This window comes from Streptomyces sp. NRRL S-1022 (assembly GCF_000720135.1).
Lineage (GTDB): Bacteria > Actinomycetota > Actinomycetes > Streptomycetales > Streptomycetaceae > Streptomyces.
On record NZ_JOIU01000030.1, the window covers coordinates 48031 to 73010 of the forward strand.

Annotated in this window: 20 protein-coding genes; 9 read left to right on the plus strand and 11 right to left on the minus strand. The window is 71.7% G+C overall.

The annotated features are described in order from the left end of the window. Window positions 1-142: 142 nt before the first annotated feature. Genes whiA through uvrC form a run of 4 tightly spaced genes read right to left on the minus strand, consistent with a single transcriptional unit; the run spans window position 143 to window position 5428 of the window. The gene (gene whiA / locus IG05_RS0134375; RefSeq protein WP_030347991.1) at window positions 143-1132 is read right to left on the minus strand and encodes a DNA-binding protein WhiA; all 990 of its coding nucleotides are present in this window, start codon (window positions 1130-1132) and stop codon (window positions 143-145) included. Next, on the minus strand, window positions 1123-2190 hold the full coding sequence (locus IG05_RS0134380; RefSeq protein WP_030347992.1) for a gluconeogenesis factor YvcK family protein: 1068 nt from the start codon (window positions 2188-2190) through the stop codon (window positions 1123-1125). Before IG05_RS0134380 ends, whiA begins: the two co-directional genes overlap by 10 nt. Continuing rightward, a complete protein-coding gene (gene rapZ / locus IG05_RS0134385) occupies window positions 2187-3230 on the minus strand; it encodes an RNase adapter RapZ (RefSeq protein ID WP_030347993.1) in 1044 nt (347 codons plus the stop codon). The genes IG05_RS0134380 and rapZ overlap by 4 nt, the downstream gene beginning before the upstream one ends. Further along, a complete protein-coding gene (gene uvrC, locus IG05_RS0134390) occupies window positions 3227-5428 on the minus strand; it encodes an excinuclease ABC subunit UvrC (RefSeq protein ID WP_030347994.1) in 2202 nt (733 codons plus the stop codon). Before uvrC ends, rapZ begins: the two co-directional genes overlap by 4 nt. 586 nt (window positions 5429-6014) lie before the next feature. Between uvrC and IG05_RS0134395 the strand changes: the two genes are divergently transcribed. Next, window positions 6015-6962, plus strand: coding sequence for a hypothetical protein (locus IG05_RS0134395; RefSeq protein ID WP_030347995.1), 948 nt, complete (start codon window positions 6015-6017; stop codon window positions 6960-6962). Window positions 6963-7040: 78 nt separating this feature from the next. On the opposite strand, the gene IG05_RS0134400 is transcribed toward IG05_RS0134395, so the two are convergent. Further along, the gene (locus IG05_RS0134400) at window positions 7041-7472 is read right to left on the minus strand and encodes a Rieske (2Fe-2S) protein (RefSeq protein WP_030347996.1); all 432 of its coding nucleotides are present in this window, start codon (window positions 7470-7472) and stop codon (window positions 7041-7043) included. A gap of 373 nt (window positions 7473-7845) precedes the next feature. Between IG05_RS0134400 and IG05_RS0134405 the strand changes: the two genes are divergently transcribed. Both IG05_RS0134405 and IG05_RS0134410 read left to right on the plus strand, forming a co-directional pair. Further along, window positions 7846-8976, plus strand: coding sequence for a LacI family DNA-binding transcriptional regulator (locus IG05_RS0134405; protein WP_030347997.1), 1131 nt, complete (start codon window positions 7846-7848; stop codon window positions 8974-8976). Beyond that, complete coding sequence (locus tag IG05_RS0134410; RefSeq protein WP_030347998.1) at window positions 8973-9893, plus strand: carbohydrate kinase family protein; 921 nt, start codon at window positions 8973-8975, stop codon at window positions 9891-9893. Before IG05_RS0134405 ends, IG05_RS0134410 begins: the two co-directional genes overlap by 4 nt. Window positions 9894-10081: 188 nt before the next feature. Here the strand turns inward: IG05_RS0134410 and uvrA are convergent, their stop codons facing one another. Next, window positions 10082-13129 (minus strand): excinuclease ABC subunit UvrA, encoded by a 3048-nt coding sequence (gene uvrA, locus IG05_RS0134415; protein WP_030347999.1) that lies wholly within the window; start codon window positions 13127-13129, stop codon window positions 10082-10084. A gap of 224 nt (window positions 13130-13353) precedes the next feature. On the opposite strand from uvrA, the gene IG05_RS0134420 reads away from it, so the two are divergent. From IG05_RS0134420 to IG05_RS0134440, 5 genes are all read left to right on the plus strand, one after another. Then, complete coding sequence (locus IG05_RS0134420; protein ID WP_030348000.1) at window positions 13354-14040, plus strand: maleylpyruvate isomerase family mycothiol-dependent enzyme; 687 nt, start codon at window positions 13354-13356, stop codon at window positions 14038-14040. Window positions 14041-14133: 93 nt separating this feature from the next. Then, window positions 14134-14790, plus strand: a complete 657-nt coding sequence (locus tag IG05_RS0134425; RefSeq protein ID WP_030348001.1) for an MBL fold metallo-hydrolase — start codon at window positions 14134-14136, stop codon at window positions 14788-14790. Between the two features lie 479 nt (window positions 14791-15269). Next, on the plus strand, window positions 15270-16154 hold the full coding sequence (locus tag IG05_RS0134430; RefSeq protein WP_030348002.1) for an ABC transporter substrate-binding protein: 885 nt from the start codon (window positions 15270-15272) through the stop codon (window positions 16152-16154). Then, window positions 16151-17080 (plus strand): amino acid ABC transporter permease, encoded by a 930-nt coding sequence (locus tag IG05_RS0134435; protein WP_030348003.1) that lies wholly within the window; start codon window positions 16151-16153, stop codon window positions 17078-17080. The genes IG05_RS0134430 and IG05_RS0134435 overlap by 4 nt, the downstream gene beginning before the upstream one ends. A 67-nt stretch (window positions 17081-17147) precedes the next feature. Further along, window positions 17148-17876 carry an amino acid ABC transporter ATP-binding protein gene (locus IG05_RS0134440; protein ID WP_051790560.1) on the plus strand — a complete coding sequence of 243 codons (729 nt, stop codon included), beginning with the start codon at window positions 17148-17150 and terminating at the stop codon, window positions 17874-17876. A 16-nt stretch (window positions 17877-17892) separates the two neighbouring features. On the opposite strand, the gene aroQ is transcribed toward IG05_RS0134440, so the two are convergent. Next, complete coding sequence (aroQ, locus tag IG05_RS0134445) at window positions 17893-18366, minus strand: type II 3-dehydroquinate dehydratase (RefSeq protein WP_030348005.1); 474 nt, start codon at window positions 18364-18366, stop codon at window positions 17893-17895. 208 nt (window positions 18367-18574) lie between these two features. Here aroQ and IG05_RS0134450 point away from each other — a divergent pair, with 208 nt between their 5' ends. Further along, window positions 18575-19846, plus strand: coding sequence for an MFS transporter (locus IG05_RS0134450; RefSeq protein WP_030348006.1), 1272 nt, complete (start codon window positions 18575-18577; stop codon window positions 19844-19846). A gap of 70 nt (window positions 19847-19916) precedes the next feature. On the opposite strand, the gene IG05_RS0134455 is transcribed toward IG05_RS0134450, so the two are convergent. From IG05_RS0134455 to IG05_RS0134470, 4 genes are all read right to left on the minus strand, one after another. Further along, the gene (locus IG05_RS0134455) at window positions 19917-21017 is read right to left on the minus strand and encodes a calcium:proton antiporter (RefSeq protein ID WP_030348007.1); all 1101 of its coding nucleotides are present in this window, start codon (window positions 21015-21017) and stop codon (window positions 19917-19919) included. Window positions 21018-21183: 166 nt separating this feature from the next. After that, window positions 21184-22185, minus strand: coding sequence for a TerC/Alx family metal homeostasis membrane protein (locus IG05_RS0134460; RefSeq protein ID WP_030348008.1), 1002 nt, complete (start codon window positions 22183-22185; stop codon window positions 21184-21186). 223 nt (window positions 22186-22408) lie between these two features. Beyond that, a complete protein-coding gene (locus IG05_RS0134465) occupies window positions 22409-24316 on the minus strand; it encodes a TerD family protein (RefSeq protein ID WP_030348009.1) in 1908 nt (635 codons plus the stop codon). Between the two features lie 83 nt (window positions 24317-24399). After that, a complete protein-coding gene (locus tag IG05_RS0134470) occupies window positions 24400-24978 on the minus strand; it encodes a TerD family protein (RefSeq protein WP_030348010.1) in 579 nt (192 codons plus the stop codon). Window positions 24979-24980 lie beyond the last annotated feature (2 nt).

Consider the following 24980-nt stretch of genomic DNA (forward strand, 5'->3'; position numbering starts at 1 on the left):
AGCGGTGGTCCGCCACAGCGGCGAACAGGTTGCCAGGCTCATGTCACATCATGATCGAGTCAAGAGCGCCTCACAGACACGCGAACGCCGGTGCCGACCACCCGATCGGAGGACGGCACCGGCGAGTTGACGCCCCGTCCGGTCAGCCGACGAGGTTGTCCGCGAGCTCCTCGCTGAGGTTCGCCTCCGTGCCCGGGATGCCCAGGTCGGAGGCGCGCTTGTCGGCCATCGCCAGCAGCCGGCGGATACGGCCCGCGACCGCGTCCTTCGTCAGCGGCGGGTCGGCGAGCGCGCCCAGCTCCTCCAGGGAGGCCTGCTTGTGCTCCATGCGCAGCCGGCCGGCCGCCGCGAGGTGCTCGGGCACCTCGTCGCCCAGGATCTCCAGGGCGCGCTGCACCCGGGCCCCGGCGGCCACGGCGGCACGGGCCGAGCGGCGCAGGTTGGCGTCGTCGAAGTTGGCGAGCCGGTTGGCGGTGGCCCGCACCTCGCGGCGCATCCGGCGCTCCTCCCAGGCCAGCACCGACTCGTGGGCGCCCAGCCGGGTGAGCAGGGCGCCGATCGCGTCACCGTCCCGGACGACCACCCGGTCCACCCCGCGCACCTCGCGGGCCTTCGCGGCGATCGACAGTCTGCGGGCGGCCCCGACCAGTGCGAGCGCCGCCTCCGGGCCCGGGCAGGTCACCTCCAGGGAGGAGGAGCGGCCGGGCTCGGTGAGCGAACCGTGCGCCAGGAAGGCCCCGCGCCAGGCCGCCTCCGCGTCACAGGTGGCCCCCGAGACCACCTGCGGGGGCAGCCCGCGGATCGGCCGGCCCCGCCCGTCGACCAGACCCGTCTGCCGGGCCAGCTGGTCACCGCCCGCCACGACCCGCACGACGTACCGCGAACCGCGGCGCAGTCCGCCGGGCGCCATCACGATCAGCTCGGAACTGTGCCCGAAGATCTCCAGGATGTCCCGCTTGAGCCGGCGCGCCGCCATCGCGGTGTCCAGCTCCGCCTCGATCACGATGCGCCCGCTCACCAGGTGGAGGCCGCCGGCGAACCGCAGAATGGCGGAGACCTCCGCCTTCCTGCAGCAGGTCCGGGTGACGGGGAGCCGGGAGATCTCGTCCTTCACCGCTGCCGTCATCGCCATGGGCCGATCCTTCCATGCATCCGAAAAATACGGTCGTACGCGGCGGCCAACAGCTCCGGGTCGTGCCGGGGGGAACCGTCGGGCCTGGCCACCGGCGCCAGCTCCACCGCCGCTCCCAGCCGCTTGGCGGCCTCGGTGAGCGAGTCGCGGTCGGGCACGGCGGCCTCGTCAGCCAGCACCACGTCCAGGGCGAGTTTAGGGGCGTGTCGCCCCAAAACCTCCAAATGACGCTGCGGGGAGAAGCCCTCGGTTTCTCCGGGCTGCGGCGCCAGGTTGAGGGAGAGCACACGGCGTGCCTTGGTCTCGGTGAGGGCGTCCAGCAGCTGCGGGACCAGCAGGTGCGGGATGACCGAGGAGAACCAGGAGCCCGGACCGAGCACCACCCAGTCCGCGTCCAGCACCGCGGCCACCGCCTCGGGGACGGCGGGCGGGTCGTGCGGCACGAGGTGCACCGACTGCACCTCGCCGGGCGTCAGGGCCACGGTCGCCTGCCCGCGCACCGTGTCCACGTCCTCCGGGCGGTCCGGGTCGTGCCCCTTGACCAGGGCCTGCAGCTCCAGCGGCACGGCCGACATGGGCAGCACCCGCCCGTGCGCGCCGAGCAGCTTGCCGACCAGGTCCAGGGCCTGCACATGGTCGCCGAGCTGCTCCCACAGGGCGACGATCAGCAGGTTGCCGACCGCGTGGTCGTGCAGGTCGCCCTGGGACTGGAAGCGGTGCTGGATGACCCGGGCCCAGGTCTGGCCCCAGTCGTCGTCGCCGCACAGCGCGGCCAGCGCCTTGCGCAGGTCGCCGGGCGGCAGCACGCCCAGCTCGTCGCGCAGGCGTCCGCTGGAACCTCCGTCGTCGGCCACGGTGACGACGGCGGTGAGATCGCCGGTGATCCGGCGCAGCGCGGCGAGCGACGCGGACAGGCCCATGCCGCCACCGAGCGCGACCACCTTGGGCTGGGTGCCGCGGCGGCGCGGCCGGCCTCCGCGGGCCTCGGCCGGGCGGCCGGCGCGCGCGTCGGGCACCATCCGGCGCAGCCTGCCCAGCCGCGGTGTACGTCCCGTCATTCCCGTCCCATGTCCCGGTGCACGACCACCGTCTCCACGCCCTCGGCCGCGAGGCGCGCGGCGAGCTTCTCCGACATCGCGACCGAGCGGTGCTTGCCGCCCGTGCAGCCGATGGCGATGGTCACGTAGCGCTTGCCCTCGCGCCGGTAGCCGGCCGCGATGAGCCGCAGCAGTTCGGCGTACCGGTCGAGGAAGTCCTTCGCGCCGGGCTGGTTGAAGACATAGGCGGCGACCTCCTCGTTGAGGCCGGTGTAGGGGCGCAGCTCCGGGACCCAGTGCGGGTTGGGCAGGAACCGCATGTCCGCGACCAGGTCGGCGTCGACCGGCAGGCCGTACTTGAAGCCGAACGACATCACGGTGGCCCGCAGCTCGGGCTCCTCCTCGCCGGCGAACTGGGCGTCCATCTTGGCGCGCAGCTCGTGCACGTTGAGGCTGGAGGTGTCGATCACCAGGTCGGCGTCACCGCGCAGTTCGCGCAGCAGCTCCCGCTCGGCGGCGATGCCGTCCACGATGCGCCCGTCGCCCTGGAGCGGGTGCGGACGGCGCACCGACTCGAAGCGGCGGACCAGGGCCTCGTCGGAGGACTCCAGGAAGACGATCCGCCGGGTGACGCCCCGGGTGTCCAGGTCGGCCAGGGACTCGCGCAGGTTGTCGAAGAAGCGCCGGCCGCGCACGTCGACGACGACCGCGATCCGCGCCACGTTGCCCTGCGAGCGGGCACCCAGCTCCACCATGGTGGGGATGAGGGCGGGCGGCAGGTTGTCCACGACGAACCAGCCGAGGTCCTCCAGACACTTCGCGGCCGTGGACCGGCCGGCCCCGGACATGCCGGAGATGATCACCAGCTCGGGGATGGCCGCCTCGGGGGCCCCGGCTGTCTCGCTGCCCGTACTCACCTGTGCTCCGTTGTCCTGGCCCGTGGACCGGCCGGTGTCCTGCCGGCCGGCGTCCTGGCCGGTGTCCTGCCGGACGACGTCGTCGTCCGTGGCGCCGTGCGCCTGATCTCGTCGTGCTGTGGGCTGTGCCTCGTGCTCGGTCATGTCTCCTGCCCCCGTCGTTCGTCCGGGGCACCCGCGGTCACGGGCTCCCCCGAGGAACCCCCCGTCGTGTCGGGTTCCTCGTCCTCAATGATCTCTCCGGTCGCCGTGTTCACGGCGGGTGCGGCCGGGGCCGCCTGGGCGAGGGCCACGGCGATGGTCTCGGCCGTCTTGCGGCCTATCCCGGGCACTTCCTGGATCTGCTCGATTGTGGCGGACCGCAGCTTCTTCACCGAGCCGAAATGCTTGATGAGCGCCTGTTTGCGGGTCTCGCCGAGGCCGGGGACGTCGTCCAGCGGGCCCGCGCGGAACCGTTTGGCCCGCTTGGTGCGCTGGTAGGTGATCGCGAACCGGTGGGCCTCGTCACGCACGCGCTGGAGCAGGTAGAGACCCTCGCTGGTGCGGGGCAGGACCACCGGGTCGTCCTCGCCGGGCACCCAGACCTCCTCCAGGCGCTTGGCGAGGCCGCAGACGGCGATGTCGTCGATACCCAGCTCGTCCAGCGCGCGCCGGGCCGCCGCGACCTGCGGCTGCCCGCCGTCGACCACGACCAGCTGGGGCGGGTAGGCGAACTTCCTGGGGCGGCCGTCGTCGTCCTTGAGGGAGTCGGTGATCACGTCCGTGCCGGTGAGCGCGGCGTCGCCGTCGACGAGGGGCTCCGGGGTACCGGAGCCGTCAGCAACGGGAGCCGGGGTACCGGAGCCGTCGACGGCCGGGCCCGCCGCGCCGGAGCCGTGCGTTCCGGGGCCAGTGGCGGCGGAGACATCGGCGGAGGTGCCGTCGGCCCACTCCCCGGTCCGCTCCTTCTCGGCGAGGTAGCGCCTGAACCGGCGGGTGATCACCTCGTGCATGGAACGGACGTCGTCCTGGCCGGCGAAGCCCTTGATCTGGAAGCGGCGGTACTCGCCCTTGCGCTGCAGACCGTCCTCGAAGACGACCATGGAGGCCACCACGTCGTCGCCCTGGAGGTGCGAGATGTCGTAGCACTCGATGCGCAGCGGGGCGCTGTCCAGGTCGAGGGCCTCGGCGATCTCCTCCAGCGCCCGCGAGCGCGTGGTCAGGTCGGAGGCGCGCTTGGTCTTGTGCAGCGCGAGGGCCTGCTGGGCGTTGCGCTGCACGGTCTCCATCAGCGCCTTCTTGTCGCCGCGCTGCGGGATGCGCAGTGACACGTTGGACCCGCGGCGGCCGGTCAGCCACTCCTGGACCGGCTCGACCGGCTCGGGCAGCGCCGGGACCAGCACCTCCTTGGGGACCGCGTCGCCGGTCTCCTCGCCGTACAGCTGCTGCAGCGCGTGCTCGACCAGGGCGCCGGTGGTGACCTCCTCGACCTTGTCGGTCACCCAGCCGCGCTGGCCCCGGACCCGGCCGCCGCGCACGTGGAAGATCTGCACGGCCGCCTCCAGCTCGTCCTCGGCGACGGCGATCAGGTCGGCGTCGGTCGCGTCGGCGAGCACGACCGCGTTCTTCTCCATGGCCTTCTTCAGGGCCTCGATGTCGTCGCGCAGACGGGCCGCCCGCTCGTACTCCATCTCCTCGGCCGCCTCCATCATCTGCCTCTCCAGACGGCGGAGGTAGGTGCCGGTGCGGCCGGCCATGAAGTCGCAGAAGTCCTCGGCCAGCTCCCGGTGCTCCTCGGGAGTGATCCGGCCGACGCACGGGGCGGAGCACTTGCCGATGTAGCCGAGCAGGCAGGGGCGGCCGGTGCGGGCGGCGTTCTTGAAGACGCCCGCCGAGCAGGTGCGCACCGGGAACACCCGCAGCAGCAGGTCGACGGTGTCCCGGATGGCCCACGCGTGCGCGTACGGCCCGAAGTAACGCACGCCCTTCTTCTTGTGACCCCGCATCACCTGCACCCGCGGGAACTGCTCGCTCATCGTGACCGCGAGGTACGGGTAGCTCTTGTCGTCGCGGTACTTGACGTTGAACCGGGGGTCGTACTCCTTGATCCAGGAGTACTCCAGCTGCAGCGCCTCCACCTCCGTGGACACCACGGTCCACTCCACGGACGCGGCGGTGGTCACCATGGTCCGGGTGCGCGGGTGCAGGTTCGCCAGGTCCTGGAAGTAGTTCGCCAGGCGCTGGCGCAGGCTCTTCGCCTTTCCGACGTAGATCACCCGGCGGTGCTCGTCGCGGAACCTGTACACCCCGGGAGAGTCCGGGATGTCTCCCGGCCTGGGGCGGTAGCTGGAAGGGTCGGCCATGTCTCACACCCTACTAACGAGCACCGACACCGCGTCGGGCCTGTGGACGGTCCCGGACGGACGGCACCTCGGTCGCCGGGCGGGAGGTGTCCCCCTCCCCGGGCCTTCCCCGGACATCCCCCGGGCGTCCCCGGGCACTCCCCGAGGACTCTCCGGGCACTCCCCGGGGGCTCTCCGGACAGGCGGGACGGTCCAGGACGGGCGGCATTCCCCTCCCCGGCGCGCCGAGCCGCGCTCCGGGCGCATACGACGGACGCCTTCCGGCCATGCCGGGGACGTGTCGCGTATCACCGTCTCCCCGGCGAGCCCCTTGATCAGGCCCGGGGCGCCCCCCGCGCAACCCCTTCCCCCGTCCGGGGAACGGCAGGGTCCGGCCAGTCCTCCGGAACAGCCGGGTCCGAGGTGTTGTCGGGTTCTGGTCAACACGCTTCAATGCGGGGGAACTCGGGGCCCGCGCACACATGCGTACGGGCGCGCGGCATGCCCGGCCATGGGCGTCCGCAGTGCCCACGGGGGGGGTGGCCCCGCACACCCGCACAGGCGGTCTGACCAGCCGTAGCGACACTTCACAGAAAGGCCTCTCGGCATGCGGCATGCCACAGAGCACGCGGACGCCCCCACCGCGGAACTGGACACGGCCCTGCGCGGCGGCCCCTTCCACGTGGCGCTGCGCGCCGCGATCGCCGCACGCGGACTGCCGCTCCAGCGCGTGCAGCACCACCTGTCGCGCCACGGGGTCAAGGTGGGCGTCACCAGCCTCAGTTACTGGCAACAGGGCGCCCGCCGCCCGCAGCGCCCCGAGTCGCTGCGGGCCGTACGGGCACTGGAGGAGATCCTCCAGTTGCCGGACGAGTCCCTGATCCGCCTGCTCGCCGAGTCGGACGAGCACACGGCGGCCGGCCGTCCCGCGGGCCGCTCCTACCGCTCCCTGGTCGAGGCCTCCGATGTCGTGGACCGGCTCACCGCCGACCTCGGCCGGCCCGTGGACGGCGGGCTGCACACCCTGGGCCACCACGAGTGCGTCCGGATCGGCGCCCGGCGCGAGCTGGCGAGCCGCGAGGCCCACCACATCGTGCGCGCCCACCGCGACGGCGTCGACCGCTTCCTCGCCGTCCACCACGGCGACCCGGGCTGCGACCCGCGCCGCATCACTGTGCACGCCCTGGAGAACTGCCGCACCGGTCGCCTCCACTGGGACCAGGGCACCGGGGTCCTGGTGGCCGAGCTGCTCTTCGGCACGCGACTGGGCTCCGGCGACACCTTCCTCTTCCGGTACGGCATCGAGGACGGCACGGCCGGGCCTTCCCACGAGTATCTCCAGCGGTTCGGCTGCCCCGGTGGCCAGTACGCGCTCCAGGTGCGCTTCGACACGGCCGTCCTGCCGGTGCGCTGCCACCGCTTCACCCAGCACTCGGCGGCGGCCCCGCGCAGCGGCCGGCAGGGACTGCCCGTGACCGGCCCGCACCACTCGGCCCACGTGGTCGAGCCGCGGATCCGGCCGGGCATCGTGGGAATCGCCTGGGACTGGGAGTGAGCGGTCCCTCGCACCCCCGCCCGCCGAAGGGTGGCTCCCGGCGCTGAGACCGGAATCCCTGACCTCGCGGCCCTCCGGTCAGTCCGCCGCCGGGCCGGCGACGATCCTGCCGTTCGTGGCCTTCACCGACAGCTCGTTCAGGGGCACGGTGGCCGGCGCCTGGACCACCTTGCCCGTCACGGCGTCGAACTGGCTGCCGTGACAAGGGCAGATCAAGGTCGTCCCCTGCAGCTTGTTGATGGGGCACCCCGCGTGCGTGCAGATCGTGCTGTACGCCCTCAACGCGCCGTCCTCGTCGCGGCTGACGACCACGTTGTGGTCCCGGTAGAGCTTCGCCCCGCCCTTGGCGACCTCGGTCTCGGCACCGAGGTCGACCGGCGCGGTCGGGGTGGCCGCGGCCGCGCCATTCCCGCCGGGAGCCGAGCACGCGGCCAGGCCGAGCCCGGCGACCGGGGCGACAGCGGCCCCTCGAAGGACGGTACGGCGGCTCGCGGAGGATCGGGCGGGCATCTGGTACTCCACTGGTCAAGGGGCGTGCAGGGCGACGATACCCGGACAGAGGGGTCGGGATGGGAGCGGGGGCCGGTGGAGGCCGGGGCGGGCGGGGGCGATGGGCACGGGGCGGTGTGCGCCGGGTGCGCCACGTGCGCCGCAGGGGGCGAGGTCCGGCCGTGTTCGACGGGGAGCGAGCATAGGGCGTGACGTAAACGTTTGCGTAAGCGTTTACGCGAGGCGGGAGGATGGGATAGCGTCCCGGCCGGATGGCGGGGTTCGGCGACCGGCGATTCGAGGGGCCGGCGGTTCGGTGGACCCGCAGCTCCGGAGCGGTTTCGAGCATGCGATTCGTCGACTTGTCGTTATGTCGACTCAGAAAGGGAGCGCAATGGCCACCATGGCAGATGTCGCCCGGCGCGCCGGGGTCTCCGTGGCGACCGTCTCCCATGTCCTCAACGACACGCGTCCGGTGCGACCCCACACCCGCCAGGCCGTACTCGACGCCGTCGACGCCCTGGGCTACACCCCCAACACCCTGGCCCGCTCCCTGGTCACCTCGCGCACCCGCTCCATCGGCCTCGCGGTGTCGGCCATCAGCAATCCGTACTTCACCGAGATCCTGCAGGGTGTCGAGTCCGCTGCCCTGGAGGCGGGCTACAGCCTGCTCATCGCCGATCCGCACGACGACCCCCGGCACGAGCGCAAGGTCGTCCAGCTCCTCCACGAGCGCCGGGTGGACGGCATGATCGTCGCCGCGTCCGCGGACCCCGGTGACCTCGTCGGCTATCTGCGCCGCCACGCGGTGCCGACGGTGTTCCTGGACCGGCTGGTCGACGCGAGCGCGCCGGAGGACGTTTCGCCGGGCGAGGGTGCCGGCGCCGCCTCCGTCCTCGGCGGACCGCGTTTCGACCAGGTCTGTGCCGAGGGCACCGCGCCGACGGCCCTGCTCGTCGCCCACCTCGCCGAACTGGGGCACCGCCGGATCGCCCTGGTCGCCGGCCTGCCCGGGCTCAGCACCACCAGCGAGCGCGTCTCCGGTTACCGGGAGGGACTCGCCGCCGCCGGTCTGGCGTACGACGGACGTCTCCTCGTCTGCGGCAACTCCGAGTCCGCCGGGGCAGAGCGGGCCACGTCCGCCCTGCTCGCCCTGCCCGATCCGCCCACGGCGCTCGTCACCGCCAACAACGCGATGACCATCGGCGCCCTGCGCGCACTGCGCCGGCACGGCCGGTCCGTGCCGGACGACATCGCCCTGTGCTGCTTCGACGACTTCGCCTGGGCCGACCTGTTCTCGCCCCGGCTGACCGCCATCGCCCAGCCCAGCCGGGAGCTGGGCGCCCAGGCGGTCCGGGTGCTCCTGGACCGGCTGGCCGAGCCGGACCGTCCGGTCCGCACGCTCCGGCTGCAGTGCACCTTCGTCCACCGCACGTCCTGCGGCTGCCCGGAGGAGCCGGGCCCCGCCGGGGCGGGCGGACCCACCGCGTCATCCACGCTGTCCGAGAAGGGAACCGCCACGTGATCGTCGTCGCCGGTGAGGCACTGATCGACCTGGTACCGCAGGGCCCTGGTGCCCTCGCGGACCTGAAACCGGCGCTCGGCGGCGGCCCGTACAACACCGCCGTGGCCCTCGGCCGGCTCGGCTCCCCCACCGCCTTCTGCTCCCGGACGTCGGACGACGCCTTCGGCGAGGCCCTGCTCGACGGGCTGCGACGGGACGGCGTCGACGTGTCGGGCGTGCAGCGGGGGCCGGAGCCGACGACCCTCGCCGTCGCCACGATCGACGCCGCCGGCTCGGCCGCCTACTCCTTCTACGTCGACGGCACCGCCGACCGTCTGTTCACCGCCCCTGCCGCGCTCCCCATCGGTACGCGCGCGGTGTCGTTCGGCACCTGTTCGCTCGTCCTGGAACCGGGGGCGAGCGCCTACGAGGAACTGATGCGCGCGGCAGCCGGGCAGGGCCTGTTCACCGCGCTGGATCCCAACATCCGGGCGGGGCTGATCCCGGACGCGGACGCCTACCGGGCGCGTTTCAAGAGCTGGCTGCCCTCGGTGACGCTGCTGAAGCTGTCCGCGGAGGATGCGGCGTGGCTCGGCGGCAGCCCGCGCGAGTGGCTGGCCGCGGGACCGGCGGCCGTGGTGGTCACGCGGGGCGGCGACGGTCTGACCGTGTTCACCCGGGACGGCGGGGAGCTTTCCGTGCCGGGTGAGAAGGTCGATGTCGTGGACACCATCGGCGCCGGTGACACGGTGAACGCGGCCCTGCTGCACGGGCTGGCCGCCCGGGACGCGCTGTCACCGGAAGCGCTCGCCGCCCTCGGCACGGAGGGCTGGACGCGGCTGCTGCGCTTCGCGGCACGGGCGGCGGCGATCACCTGCTCGCGGGCGGGGGCCGAGCCGCCGTACGCGGCGGAGCTGGCTGGGCCGACCGCTTGGTGAGCGGCTGATTTCCCTGTGCTGTTGACAAGGTGCGACCGGGCCGGCGGTGTGCGGGAGCCTGTCGGACCGCTGGACCGGGCTGGCTGACAGTGGAACGAGCGGCGCCCCGCGGGAAGTTCCCGCGGGGCGCCGGCTTTTTGATATTTCGTCAGGACGTCCTAGGCGATGTCCGGGCTTTCGGAGCGATGTCAGGCCTTGCGGGCCCGCGTCGTCTTCTTCGCGGGCGTCGCCTTCTTCGTGGCCGTCGCTGCCTTCTTCGTCACCGTCGCCGCCTTCTTGGTCGACGTGCTGTTGGCCTTGGCCGTCACCGTCTTCCTCGCCGACGACTTGGCCGCGGCCGTCTTCCGGGCCGTACCACCGCGCTGTGCCGGGACCGGCTCGGCGTCGCTGATGCGGTCGGCGCCGAGGATCTCGCGCAGGAACTTGCCCGTGTGGCTCGCCGGAACCCCGGCGACCTCCTCCGGCGTGCCCTCGGCGACCACCAGGCCACCGCCAGCGCCGCCCTCGGGGCCCATGTCCACGATCCAGTCGGCGGTCTTGATCACGTCGAGGTTGTGCTCGATGACGATGACCGTGTTGCCCTTGTCGACGAGCCCGCCGAGGACCTTGAGCAGCTTGCTGATGTCCTCGAAGTGCAGACCGGTGGTCGGCTCGTCCAGGACGTAGACCGTGCGCCCGGTGGACCGCTTCTGCAGTTCGCTGGCGAGCTTGACGCGCTGCGCCTCACCACCGGAGAGGGTGGTGGCGGACTGGCCGAGGCGGACGTAGCCGAGGCCGACGTCGTGCAGCGTCCTCAGGTGGCGGGAGATCGCCGGCACCGCCTCGAAGAAGTGCATGGCCTCCTCGATCGGCATGTTCAGGACCTCGGCGATGGACTTGCCCTTGTAGTGGACCTCCAGGGTCTCCCGGTTGTACCGGGCGCCATGGCAGACCTCGCACGGGACGTAGACGTCCGGGAGGAAGTTCATCTCGATCTTGATCGTGCCGTCGCCCGCGCAGTTCTCGCAGCGACCGCCCTTGACGTTGAAGGAGAAGCGGCCGGGCAGGTAGCCCCGGACCTTCGCCTCGGTGGTCTCGGCGAACAGCTTGCGGATGTGGTCGAAGACACCGGTGTACGTGGCCGGGTTGGACCGGGGGGTACGGCCGATCGGCGACTGGTCGACGTGCACGACCTTGTCGACCAGGTCGTCGCCCTCCACGCGCGTGTGCCGTCCGGGAACGGTCCGGGCGCCGTTCAGCTCACGGGCCAGGTGCGTGTACAGGATGTCGTTGACCAGGGTCGACTTGCCGGAGCCGGAGACACCGGTGACGGCCGTGAACACGCCCAGCGGGAAGGACACGTCGATGTCCTGCAGGTTGTTCTCCCGGGCGCCGTGCACGGTGAGCTGCCGGGACAGGTCACGGGGCCGGCGCACGTCCGGGAGCGGGATCGACTTGCGGCCCGCGAGGTAGGCGCCGGTCTGCGACTCGGTGTTGGCCAGCAGCTCCTTCACGGAGCCGCTGTGCACGACCTTGCCGCCGTGCTCGCCCGCGCCGGGGCCGATGTCCACGATCCAGTCGGCGACCTTGATGGTGTCCTCGTCGTGCTCCACGACGATGAGCGTGTTGCCCATGTCGCGTAGCCGGACCAGGGTCTCGATCAGGCGGTGGTTGTCCCGCTGGTGCAGGCCGATGGACGGCTCGTCCAGGACGTACAGGACGCCGACGAGGCCGGAGCCGATCTGGGTGGCCAGGCGGATGCGCTGGGCCTCGCCGCCGGAGAGGGTGCCCGCCGCGCGGTTGAGCGAGAGGTAGTCCAGGCCGACGTCGACCAGGAAGCGCAGCCGCTCGTTGACCTCCTTCAGGACCCGCTCGGCGATCTTCTTGTCGCGGGCGTTCAGCTTCAGTTCGCCCAGGAAGTCCGCGCAGTCACTGATCGACATCGCGGCGACCTCGGCGATCGACTTGTCCATGATCGTCACCGCGAGGACGATCGGCTTCAGGCGCGTGCCCTGGCAGGAGGGGCAGGGCACCTCGCGCATGTAGCCCTCGAAGCGCTCGCGACTGGCGTCGCTCTCGGCCTCGCTGTGCCGGCGCTTGACGAAGGGCACCGCGCCCTCGAACGGGGTGGTGTAGACGCGCTCCCGGCCGTACCGGTTGCGGTAGCGCACCTCGATCTGGGTCTTGTGGCCGTACAGCAGGGCCTTCCTGGCGCGCTGCGGCAGCCCCGCGAAGGGGATGTCCGTGCGGAAGCCGAGGGCGTCCGCGAGGGCGCCGATCAGACGGCTGAAGTAGTCCTTGGTGTGCCCGTGGGACCAGGGGTGGATGGCGCCCTCGTCCAGGGACTTGTCCTCGTCCGGGACGATCAGTTCCGGGTCGACCTCCATGCGCGTGCCGATGCCGGTGCACTCGGGGCAGGCGCCGAAGGGCGAGTTGAAGGAGAAGGAGCGCGGCTCCAGCTCCTCGAAGGACAGGTCGTCGTACGGGCAGTACAGGTGCTCCGAGTACATGCGCTCGCGCTCGGGGTCGTCCTCGGGGAGGTCGACGAAGTCGAGCACGACCATGCCGCCGGACAGGCCGAGGGCCGTCTCCACCGAGTCGGTGAGGCGGCGCTTGGCGGAGTCCTTCACCGTGAGGCGGTCCACGACCACCTCGATGGTGTGCTTCTCCTGCTTCTTCAGGACCGGCGGTTCGGACAGCTGGACGGTCTGGCCGTCCACGCGCGCCCGGGAGTAGCCCTTGGTCTGGAGGTCGGCGAAGAGGTCGACGAACTCGCCCTTGCGCTCGCGGACCAGCGGGGACAGCACCTGGAAGCGGCTGCCCTCCGGCAGCTCCAGGACCCTGTCCACGATGGCCTGCGGCGACTGGCGCGAGATCGGGCGGCCGCACTCGGGGCAGTGCGGCTTGCCGATGCGCGCGAAGAGCAGACGCAGGTAGTCGTAGACCTCGGTGATCGTGCCGACCGTCGAGCGCGGGTTGCGCGAGGTCGACTTCTGGTCGATGGAGACCGCTGGGGAGAGGCCCTCGATGAAGTCGACGTCGGGCTTGTCCATCTGGCCGAGGAACTGCCGTGCGTACGAGGAGAGCGACTCCACGTAGCGGCGCTGGCCCTCCGCGAAGATCGTGTCGAAGGCCAGGGAGGACTTGCCCGACCCGGACAGGCCCGTGAAGACGATGAGCGAGTCACGAGGCAGGTCGAGCGAGACATTCTTCAGGTTGTGCTCGCGCGCGCCACGGACGATGAGACGGTCGGCCACGCCGGTCCGCACCTTTCTTGAGAGAAGTGACAGGGGCGGGGCCCCCGTGCTTCTTCAGACTAGGGGGAGCCACTGACAACGCCGGTCGGATTGCCCGGTTGCATAACAACCCCCGACCCTCCAGCATGCCCGACGCCGCCTTCGACCATATAGCACGTGCATTCGATTTGCGGTCGAGGTTCATCACCTTCACCCGAAGGTGTGACACGGCTAGGGTCAGCACCATGATTGATCACGCTCATGACCTGGCCCGTGTACGTGAAGCGACCGAGCGACTGCTCAACGCGGTCGCGAAAATGGACAACGCCTCGCTCGCCGAGCCGTCACGGCTTCCGGGCTGGAGCCGCGGACACGTCCTCGCCCACCTCGCCCGGAACGCGGACGCGCTGGTGAACGTTCTGCGGGGCCGCCCCATGTACGTCAGCGCCGAGGCACGGGACGCCGACATCGAGCGGGACGCTTCGCGGCCCGTGGAGGTCCAGGCCGCCGACCTCCGGGAGAGCGCGGCCCGCTTCCAGGCGACCGGGGACGAGCCCGCGGACTGGACGCGGACGGTGGAGCTGCGCAACGGGGTCACCGACTCCGCGTCCCGGGTGCCGTTCCGCCGGTGGGCCGAGGTGGAGCTGCACCACGTCGACCTCGGTACCGGGTACGAGCTGGAGGATCTCCCCGCGGAGTTCCTGGAGCGGGAGACCGGCTTCCTCGCCGACCGGTTCTCCGGGCACGCCGACGTCCCGGCGACCCGCCTCACGGACGGCACGCGGGCGTGGAGCACGGGGCGTGCGGCGGACGTGCCGGAGATCACGGTCACCGGCCGGCCGGCGGACCTGGTGGGCTGGCTCGCCGGTCGCCGGGACGGGGCGGCGCTGGAGGTGCGGGGCGGAGCCCTGCCGAAGCTGCCTCCGCTGTAGATCGCCGCAGCCGCCTCCGTGCAGGACGACGACCGTCCGCAGGCGCGTGCGGACGGCCGCCGACCGGGGCTTCCCGGCTATAGGCTGGCCGTCATGACGTACTCCGGAGAGGTCAAGGTCGGCGGACCGGCGGATGTGCACGAGCTGAAAGACCTGATGATCACCAAGATCGCGGTCGGCCCGATGGACAACAACGCCTATCTGCTGCGCTGCCGGGCCACCGACGAGCAGCTCCTGATCGACGCCGCCAACGAGGCGGAGACGCTCCTCGGCATGATCGGTGACGACGGCATCGCGTCCGTCGTCACCACGCATCAGCACGGCGACCACTGGCAGGCGCTCGCCGACGTGGTCGCGGCCACGGGCGCGCGTACGTACGCCGGCCGCGACGACGCCTCCGGCATCCCGGTGCCCACCGATGTCCTCGTGGACGACGGCGACGTCATCAGGGTGGGCCGCGTGGAGCTCACCGCCCGGCATCTGGTCGGGCACACGCCCGGCTCGATCGCGCTGGTCTACGACGACCCGCACGGCCACCCGCACCTCTTCACCGGTGACTGCCTGTTCCCGGGCGGTGTCGGCAACACGCGCAAGGACCCGAAGGCGTTCGCCAGCCTGATCCACGACGTGGAGACGAAGCTCTTCGCCGTGCTGCCGGACGAGACGTGGGTCTACCCGGGGCACGGCAACGACACCACGCTGGGCACGGAACGGCCGCATCTGCCGGAGTGGCACGCGCGCGGGTGGTGAGCGGGGGCTGCCCATCCGGAGGGACGCCCGGGCGCGTGGGAAGGGTGGCAGGCGTCGGCGCGAATCTCGCGCACGCACCCGGCCGCAGGAAGCGCCTCGTGCTCCGGCGCACAGGTCGTACGCGCGCCCCTCGTAGGCAAGTTGCGTACGCGCCGGTCGCACTCCTCATCCGCACGCCCGGCGTGCACCACCCCTGCGCGCCCCGTGTGAACCTTTCGCATGCAACGGGCCCCCGTGCGCACTCCCGGAGAGCCGTCGGCCGCGGTCAACTGGTAACAGCACCGCACAGGACGACGGTTCCTGAGCGGTAGGGGCCGCCGGTCTCCAACCCCGCCCTCGGCCGGCGGCCCAGGCCCACGCACACGCGCTTGTGGGCCGCGCGCAAGGCGCGTTCACACGGCCGCAACACCCGTTCCCAGTATGCGGACAACTAGCGCTGTGACCTGGACAAACGCGGAGTTCGCTGCCACTCTCCCGCCATGCATGCTGCCCCTCGCGCCCTGCGCCGCGCCCTCGCCGCTGTCACCGTAGCCCTGCTCGCCACCGCTGTCGGCTGTGCTCCGCAGCCCGAGGAGAACGCGTCGGCCGCCCCGTCTGGTTCGGCCGCGAAGAGCTGCGCCAAGGGCAAGCTCGCCACCAAGACCTCCGGGAAGCTGACGATCGCGACGGACGAACCGGCGTACGAGCCCTGGTTCAAGGACGACAAGCCCGCCAATGGCAAGGGCTTCGAGTCGGCGGTCGCCTATGCCGTGGCCGAGCAGCTGGGATACGACAAGAGTGCGGTCGTCTGGCAGAGCGTGCCGTTCAACAAGGCGTTCGCGCCGGGGGTGAAGACCTTCGACTTCGACATCAACCAGGTGTCGATCAGCGCCGAGCGCAAGAAGGCCGTGGACTTCTCCTCCGGCTACTACGACGTGCGCCAGGCAGTCGTCGCGCTGAAGGGCAGCAAGGCCGCCGAGGCGACGGGCATCGCGGATCTGAAGAAGCTGAAGCTGGGCGCCCAGGTCGGCACCACGAGCCTCGACTACATCAGCGACGTCGTGAAGCCGGCCGCGCAGGCGGCCGTCTACGCCAAGAACGACCAGGCCAAGTCGGCCCTGAAGAACGGGCAGGTCGACGCCATCGTCACCGACCTGCCGACCGCGTTCTACATCACCGCGGCCGAGGTGACGGAGGCGAAGATCGTCGGCCAGTTCGAGAACCAGGGCGGCACGCCCGAGCAGTTCGGGCTGGTGCTGGACAAGGGCAGCGCGCTGACCCCGTGCCTGACCACCGCCGTCGACGCCCTGCGCAAGGACGGCACGCTGGCCCGCATCGAGAAGCAGTGGCTCTCCGACGCCGTCGACGCCCCGGTGCTCAAGTGACGGTCACCAAGGGAGAGCCGGCCCGCGAGGGGGCGGACGGCAAGGGCGACATGCCCGAGGGCGCCGGCCTGTCCGCCGACGGCTACGTACCGTCCGAACGCCGGCTGGCGCGCGAGCGCTACCGACGCGCGCGGACCCGTCGCGCCACGGCCATCGCGGCCCTGTCGACCCTCGTCACGGCCGCCGTGCTCTACCTCGTCGTCGTCAACGCACCAGGCTGGCCGCGCACCAAGGAAACGTTCTTCAGCGCGCACTATGCGCGCGAGGCGTTCCCGAAGGTCCTCGAAGGACTGTGGCTGAACGTCCGCCTGCTGCTGATCTGCGGTGCCGCCGTCCTGGTCCTCGGCATGCTGATCGCCGTGGCGCGGACCCTGCGCGGCCCGGTCTTCTTCCCGCTGCGGGTCCTGGCCGCGGCGTACACCGACTTCTTCCGCGGGCTGCCGCTGATCATCAACCTCATGATCGTGGTCCTCGGTGTGCCGGCGCTGCGGCTGCAGGGTGTCACGGTCGATCCGGTGCTGCTCGGCGGTACGGCGCTGACGCTGACGTATTCGGCGTACGTGGCGGAGGTGTTCCGCGCCGGCATCGAGTCCATCCACCCCTCGCAGCGCGCGGCGGCCCGCTCGCTGGGCCTGACCAACCGGCAGGCCCTACGCTACGTCGTCCTGCCGCAGGCGGTGCGCCGTCAGGTGCCGCCGCTGCTCAACGACCTGGTGTCGCTGCAGAAGGACACCGGTCTGGTGTCCATCGGGGGCGCGGTGGACGCCGTACGGGCGGCCGACATCATCGTGGGCCGCAGTCTGAACTACACGCCGTACATCGTCGCGGGGCTGGTGTTCGTCGCGCTGACCATCCCGATGACCCGGTTCACCGACTGGGTGACGGCCCGGATGGACCGGCGGCGGGCCCAGGGAGGGTCCCTGTGAGCGTTCGGGGAGGAGCCCTGTGAGCACGACGGAGAGCACATCCGTGAGCAACGCGCCCGTCCTGCGGATGGAGTCGGTCCGCAAGACCTTCGGCGGCTCGGTCGTCCTGCGGGACGTCGATCTGGAGGTCGCCCCGCACACGGTGACCGCGCTGATCGGCGCCTCCGGGTCGGGCAAGTCGACGCTGCTGCGCTGCGCCAACCTGCTGGAGGAGATCGACGACGGCGCCATCTGGCTGGACGGCGAGGAGATCACCGATCCGCGTACGGACCAGGACGCGGTACGGCGCCGGATCGGCGTCGTCTTCCAGGCGTACAACCTCTTCCCTCACATGACCGTGCTCGACAACATCACGCTCGCGCCTCGCCGCGTCCACGGCGCCTCCCGTGCGGAGGCCGAGGAACGGGCCAGGGAGCTGCTGGAACGCCTCGGACTGGCGGACAAGGCGGACGCCTACCCCGACCGGCTGAGCGGCGGTCAGCAGCAGCGGGTGGCGATCGTACGGGCCCTCGCGGTACGGCCCCGGCTGTTGCTGCTGGACGAGATCACGGCCGCGCTCGACCCGGAACTCGTCGGCGAGGTGCTGGACGTGGTGCGCGGCCTGAAGGACGAGGGCATGACCATGGTGCTGGCGACGCACGAGATGGGCTTCGCCCGGGACGTCGCCGACCAGGTGTGCTTCCTGGACGGCGGGGTCGTGCTGGAACGCGGAAGCGCCGAGCAGATCTTCGGCGAGCCGCGGCAGGAGCGCACCCGGCGCTTCCTGCGGCGGCTCGTGGAGGCGGGCCGGCTGTAGGCCCGCGCGCGGGAGGTCAGGCTTCCGTCTGCGCCGCCCCGGCCAGCGCCGCGACCCGCTCCACACCGAACACGTAGCCCTGCACACCGCACCCGGCGATCACGCCGTCGGCGCGCAGCGAGACGTAGGAGTGGTGCCGGAACGACTCGCGCTGGTGGATGTTGGAGATGTGCACCTCCAGCACGGGCATGCCGTCACAGGTGTTGAGCGCGTCCAGGATGGCGACCGAGGTGTGCGAGTAGGCCCCGGGGTTGATGACGATCCCGCAGTGGTTCAGCCGCGCCTCGTGGATCCAGTCGACCAGTACGCCCTCGTGGTTGGACTGCCGGAAGTCCACCGTGCCGCCGTGCGCGCCCGCCGCCTTCACGCACAGCGCCTCCACGTCGGCCAGCGTGTCCTTGCCGTAGATCTCGGGCTGGCGCTGGCCGAGCAGATTCAGGTTGGGCCCGTTGAGGATCATGATCGGGGCGTTGGCCAGGGTGCGGGGCACGGTTCCTCCGGTCGGTTCGGGGCGGTGGGTCTGCGACCGCTGCTCGCACCCGGTGTATCACGCCCGCCAGGGCGGACAGCGGGCCGTGCGCGCCGGTCGCCCGGGCGTGCGCTCCGGCCTTCATGATCGCCACCGCACGCCCCCGTAACCCGTGATCACCAGGGGTAGTTGACGCCACATGCACCGTGTACGCACCGTAACCCCTTCGATGCCGCGGCTCGCCGCGGCCTCCCTGGTCGGCACAGCGATCGAGTTCTACGACTTCTTCGTGTACGGCACCGCGGCGGCCCTGGTCCTGGGACCACTGTTCTTCCCGACGTTCTCGCCGCTCGCGGGGACGCTGGCGGCGTTCGCGACGTTCGGCGTGGGGTTCGTGGCCCGGCCGCTGGGCTCGGTGCTGTTCGGGCATCTCGGGGACCGGCGCGGGCGGCGTCCGGTGCTCGTCGTCTCCCTGCTGCTGACCGGCGCCTCGACGGTCGCGGTCGGCTGCGTGCCGTCCTACGGCACCATCGGCACGGCCGCGCCCGTGCTGCTGCTCGTGCTGCGTTTCCTGCAGGGGCTGGGGCTCGGCGGGGAGTGGGGCGGGGCGGTGCTGCTGACCGCCGAACACGCCCCCGCACAGCGGCGCGCCCTGTGGGCGAGCTTTCCCCAGGTGGGGCCGGCGCTTGGGTTCGTCCTGGCCAACGGGGTGGTGCTCGCCCTGTCGGCGGCCCTGTCGGACGCGGAGTTCGCGCGCTGGGGCTGGCGGGTGCCGTTCTGGGCGGCCGGCGCGCTGGCGCTGGCCGGACTGTGGCTGCGTTCGTCCCTCGTGGAGAGCCCCCGGTTCCTGGAGATCGACGACCACGCGCGCGTGCCGATCGTGGAGGTCGTACGGCACCACGGGCGGCTGGTGCTGCTGACGGCCGGGGCGCTGGCGGTCGGCTACGCGGTGTTCTACGCGGTGACGACCTGGTCGCTGGCGTATGCGACGGAACGGCTCGGTGTGAGCCGTACGGTCATGCTGGTGTGCGTCATGGGTGCGGTGGTCGTGAAGGGCGCGCTGACGCCCCTGGTGGCAATGCTCGGCGACCGCTACGGGCGTCGGCCGATGTGTCTGACGGGGTGCGCGGCGTGCGTCCTGTGGATGCTGCCGATGGTGGCGCTGCTGTCGACCGGGGAGCCGCTGCTGATGTTCCTCGGCATCCAGGGCGCCCTGCTCGCCTTCGTCCTCATGTTCGCGGTGATCGCCGCCTACCTGCCCGAGCTGTACGAGCCCCGGGTCCGCTGCACCGGCGCCGCCGTGGGCTACAACCTCGGTGGTGTCCTCGGCGGCGCCCTCACCCCGATCGTGGCCACGGCACTCGCCGAGCGGGGCGGGCGTGTCCCGTGGGGCGTCGGCGTGTATCTGACCTGCATCGCGCTGATCAGCCTGGTGTGTTTCGCGCTGCTGCCGGAGACGCGGCCGGTGCCCGTACCGGCCGTGGAACCGGCCGGGAGCTGAGGGAGCCGGCCGGGAGCTGACCGGACGCCCCGGGAGCCGGCCGCCCGAACGCGCCGGGCACGACCGCCGGCTAGGGGTTGATCGCCAGCTCCAGGTAGGCCGCGAACAGCACCAGGTGGACGCCGCCCTGCAGCGGGGTGGCCCGGCCCGGCACCACGGTCAGGGAGCTGACCACCACGGTCAGCGCAAGCAGCAGCATGTGGGTGGAGCCGAGGCCGAGGACGAGCGGCCCGGGCAGCCACACGGAGGCGAGTGCGACGGCCGGGATGGTCAGGCCGATGCTGGCCATCGCGGAGCCGAGCGCGAGGTTGAGACTGGTCTGCACCCGGTCGCGGCGGGCGGAGCGCACCGCGGCGATCGTCTCGGGCAGCAGGACGAGCAAGGCGATGATCACACCGACGACGGCCTGATGCAGACCCGCCGCGGCCACGCCCGACTCGATCGTGGGCGACACGCCTTTGGCCAGGCCGACCACGCCGATCAGGGCGAGTGCGAGCAAGCCGAGACTGGTCCAGGCGGTACGCACGGACGGAGGCTGGGCGTGGTCGTCGACGGTGATGACCTCGCCCTGCCGGGTGATGGGCAGGAAGTAATCCCGGTGGCGCACGGTCTGGGTGGCCACGAACAGCGCGTAGAGGACCAGTGAGGACAGCGCGGCGAAGGTCAGCTGGACGGTGGAGAACTCCGGTCCGGGCTTGCTCGTGGTGAACGTCGGCAGCACCAGGCTGAGGGTGGCCAGCGTCGCCACGGTCGCCAGCGCCGCGCCGGTGCCCTCGGGGTTGAAGACCGCCGTGCCGTGCCGCAGGGAGGCGACCAGCAGGCTGATTCCGACGACACCGTTGCAGGTGATCATCACGGCGGCGAAGACGGTGTCCCGGGCCAGGGTGGAACTCTTGTCGCCGCCGTCGGCCATGAGGGTGACGATGAGGGCCACTTCGATGATCGTGACAGCGATGGCGAGCACCAGGGAGCCGAAGGGCTCGCCGACCCGATGGGCGATCACCTCGGCGTGGTGCACCGCCGCCAGGACGGAACCGGCGAGTACCACCGTCACCAGGCCGACGATCACGCCGGGCAGGTGCCGGCCCCAGGTCAGGGCCAGCAGGACGACCGCGAGCACCGGCACGAGGATCGTCCATGAACGGGTGAGCGACCGGAGCCGAGTGATCATGCGGCGATGGTCGCAGAGGCCTACAGGGTTCGCATTCCGTGTCTTTCGGATACCTCTCATCCTTTCCGGTGCGGGGCCCGGTGCCGGTGGGACCGGGCCCCGCGTCGGGACGGAGCCCCCGCTGAGGGGCTATGCGGGATGGCGGGCTCCCGCGAGGCCGCCGCCGTCAGGCATCGACGCTGTCCTTCCGGGGACCCTCGCCGCCAGCGCGCTCTGCTTCGGCGGCGGCCTGCTTTCTGGAGGCCAGCAGGCTGGTGACCGTGGTGACGGCCAGGACCGCGCAGATCACCCCGAGGGAGACCGGGATGCTGATCTCGGGCACGTGGACACCGGACTCGTGCAGGGCGTGCAGCACCAGCTTCACGCCGATGAAGCCGAGGATGATCGACAGCCCGTACGAGAGGTGGACCAGCTTCCTGAGCAGCCCGCCGATGAGGAAGTACAGCTGGCGCAGGCCCATCAGGGCGAAGGCGTTGGCGGTGAAGACGATGTACGGGTCCTGGGTCAGTCCGAAGATCGCGGGGATGGAGTCCAGGGCGAACAGCACGTCCGTGGTGCCGATGGCGAGCATCACGACCAGCATCGGGGTCATGACGCGCTTGCCGTTCTGCTGGATCCACAGCTTGGTGCCGTGGTACCGGTCGGCCACGCCGAACTTGCGCTCCACTGCCTTCAGCAGCTTGTTCTCCTCGTACTCCTCGTCGTCCTCGTCCGCGCGGGCCTCCTGGACGAGCTTCCAGGCGGTCCAGATCAGGAAGGCACCGAAGAGGTAGAACACCCAGGAGAAGCTGGCGATGATGGCGGCCCCGGCGGCGATGAAGACGGCCCGCAGGACCAGGGCTATGAGGACGCCGACGAGCAGGACGCGCTGCTGGTACTGGGTGGGCACCGCGAACTTCGCCATGATCAGGACGAAGACGAAGAGGTTGTCGACACTCAGCGACTTTTCGGTGATGAAGCCGGCGAAGAACTCGCCGGCCGGCTGTCCACCGCCGAAGACGAGGAGGCCGAGGCCGAAGAGGCCGGCCAGGGCGACCCAGACGACCGTCCAGGCACCCGCTTCCTTGATCGACACTTCATGCGGCTTGCGACCGATGAAGAAGTCGACTGCGATCAGGGCGGCGAGGCCCACGATGGTGAGGACCCACAGGCCCATGGAGACTTCCACTGCACCTCCGGCATGACGAGACGGCAAACACATCAGCTTTGTCGCTGCCGGAGGTCTCTTCCACCCGCGATGGGCCGACGTCCCGGGACCGGAACCGGTCCGTACTGACGGGTGCGCCGCAGTCAGGGAGTACTCCCCTCCGTACGGAAAACAGTACCCCAATCACCAAGGGAAGGTAAAGCGAAAAGTAAAAGAATCACCAAACTTGCTGCTCGCAGCCCTTTTACCAGTGCTTGGCACGTGCCCTGGCCACCTCGGTGAGCACCTGCTGCAGGAGTCGGCTGCCGTGCGGAGCGAGCGAGGGCTCGTACGTCCAGGCGTGACCGACCCACGGATCGGCGAGGTGGTCGTCGGGGAGCGGGGTGAGTCGCAGCAGCGAACGCCACAGCGAATCGAGCAAGGGGCCGTGGGCGGCGGCGTCCGCGCGGTCGGCGACCAGCAGGAGGTGCACGCCGACGGCCGGCCCGTCGTCGGCGAGGAAGCGGAGCCGGGCCACCGCCCGGTCGTCGAAGCCGTGCGGGAAGTCGTTGACGATCAGGAGCTGCCGACCGGTGCCCATGTCGGCCGGCAGCGACTCGGCCACGCCGCCGCGCACCGCCATCTGCGCCAGGTCGACCCGCCGGGTGAACCGCTCCAGCGTCTGCGAGATGCCCGCTGCCCCCGTCGCGGGCGGCTCCGCGAGGACTCCGGTCTCCGTGAGCGGCAGCAGCGCCTGGGTGGCGGTGCCGGCCGGGTCGACGACCTGCACGGCGAACTCCCCGGGCGGGTGTACGGCGAGCAGGCGCGCCGCGAGGGCGACCGCCGCCGCCATGGCCGGCTCCCGCAGCCCGGCGGGGTCCGGTACACGCCCGTCGGCAGCCGGTGCCGGACCGCTGTCGATCCACAGTCCTCGTTCCAGCGGCATCCTGACCAGCAGGGGGATGCGCAGCGGCGCGCTCTCGGGGAGGTGGAGGTCGCCGAGCCGCAGGGCCATGGGCGGTTCGGCGGGGGCGCGGTAGGTGTGCCAGACGGGGCTGTCCCAGCGGGCGTAGGCGGCCGGGAGCGCCGGTTCGACCACCTCGGCCTCGGCGGTGAGCTGGGCCAGGTCTCGGTCGAGGGCCGCACGCGCCTGGCCGGCCAGGAGGGTCCGGCGAGCGCGGGCCGCCTCCCGGGCGGCGTCGCCCGCCGAGCCGAGCCGCTGCCGCGGATCGGCGAGTACCTGGTCCAGCTCCTTCTCCAGGCGGGAGTCGGCGAACTCGACGGCACCGCGGTAGGCGGCCGTGGCGCGGGCCAGGTCCTCGAACATGCCCCAGACCTGGTTGTACAGCCGCTCCTCCATCGACCAGCCCACGGCGTCTCCGGCGACGGGCCGCGCGGGCTGCCCGCCGGCGGCCGACGGGGGCGAGGAAGGGACGCTGGGGGTGCGGTGGGGATGCGTGTAGTCGACAGGGCCGCCGGAAGTCCGGAGAGCGGGACCGCCCGCGTTCTGCGGGCCGGACGGTCGGGGCGGCTGCACCGGCTCGGCGGTGGAGTCGGCCCGGGAAGGGGACGCGGTGGTGCGCGGCTCGGGACGGGCCGTCGGCACGGTGGCCGCGCCGGCCCGGCCGGAGGCAGCCGCCTCCTGGATGACCGTGGCGAGGCCGCCGGGGTCGCTCAGACCCTTGTCGGCGAGGAGGGCGGGGAGACCGCCCGCGTAGCCCTGGCCCCTTGCCCGCACTTTCCAGGCGCCCTGTCTGCGGTACAGCTCCAGGGCGATGACGGCCGTCTCGGCGTCCAGACCGGTGAGGGTGTAGGAGGCGAGTTCGGTGCCGTCCATGCCGTTGACCGTGGTGTGCGGGGCCGGGACGGCTCCGAAGCGGGACGCGACCGCGGTGCCGGCGGGCAGGGCCAGGAACACCTCGACACGGTGTACGGCCTCGGGCAGGGCGGCGAGGTCGACGGCCAGGAGGTGCTCGGCGGCGGCCTGCCCGGGCGCCTCGACACCGGGCGGTGCGGGGACGCCGGGGTGGGCCACCCACTGGCGGCCGGGCACCGTGCCGTGCTCGTCGCCGAGTGTGACCCCGGCCAGGACGGGCACCCCGGCCGATATCCGGATCTCCAGCCGTACCTGGGCCAGAGGGTGGTTCTGTCCCCGCACCAGCTCGGCCGCCATCGCCGTCGCCCCCCTGTGTCGTTCTGCCGTGCCTGCCTCGCCGGGTGCGAGCGGAGGGCCCGTCCTCGGCGGACGGTCCGGTCCTAGAGGTGCGAAACGATCGCCGGCATCAGGTCCTGGAAGGTGCGTCCGTTGGCCGGGGCACCGATGGCCGTCATCGTCCAGCCGGAGCCCGACCGGTGCACCTTGGCCATGATCTGGGCGGTGTACTCGCCGCCGCCGGCCAGGGTGTAGCGGGCGAGTTCCTGCCCGTTGGTCTCGTCGACGAGCCGGCAGAACGCGTTCTGCACCTCGTGGAAGGTCTGTCCGGTGAAGGAGTTCACCGTGAAGACGATCTGGTCGATGTGGACCGGAACGCGCTGGAGGTCCACCAGGATCGCCTCGTCGTCCCCGCCCTGGCCGGCGCCGCCGACGAGGTTGTCACCGGTGTGGCGCACGGAACCGTCGTCGCTCACCAGGTGGCGGAAGAAGACGACGTCCTTGGGCTCCGCACCGGCGAACAGGACCGCCGAGGCGTCCAGGTCGATCTCGCGGGTGCGGGAGCCGAACAGGCCGCGCCGCTTCGCCGCCTGCCAGCCGAGCCCCATGCGGACCGCGGTCAGGGTGGCCCCGTCCTTCTTCTCCAGGCTGATGGCCTGGCCCTTGGACAAGTTGACGGACACGA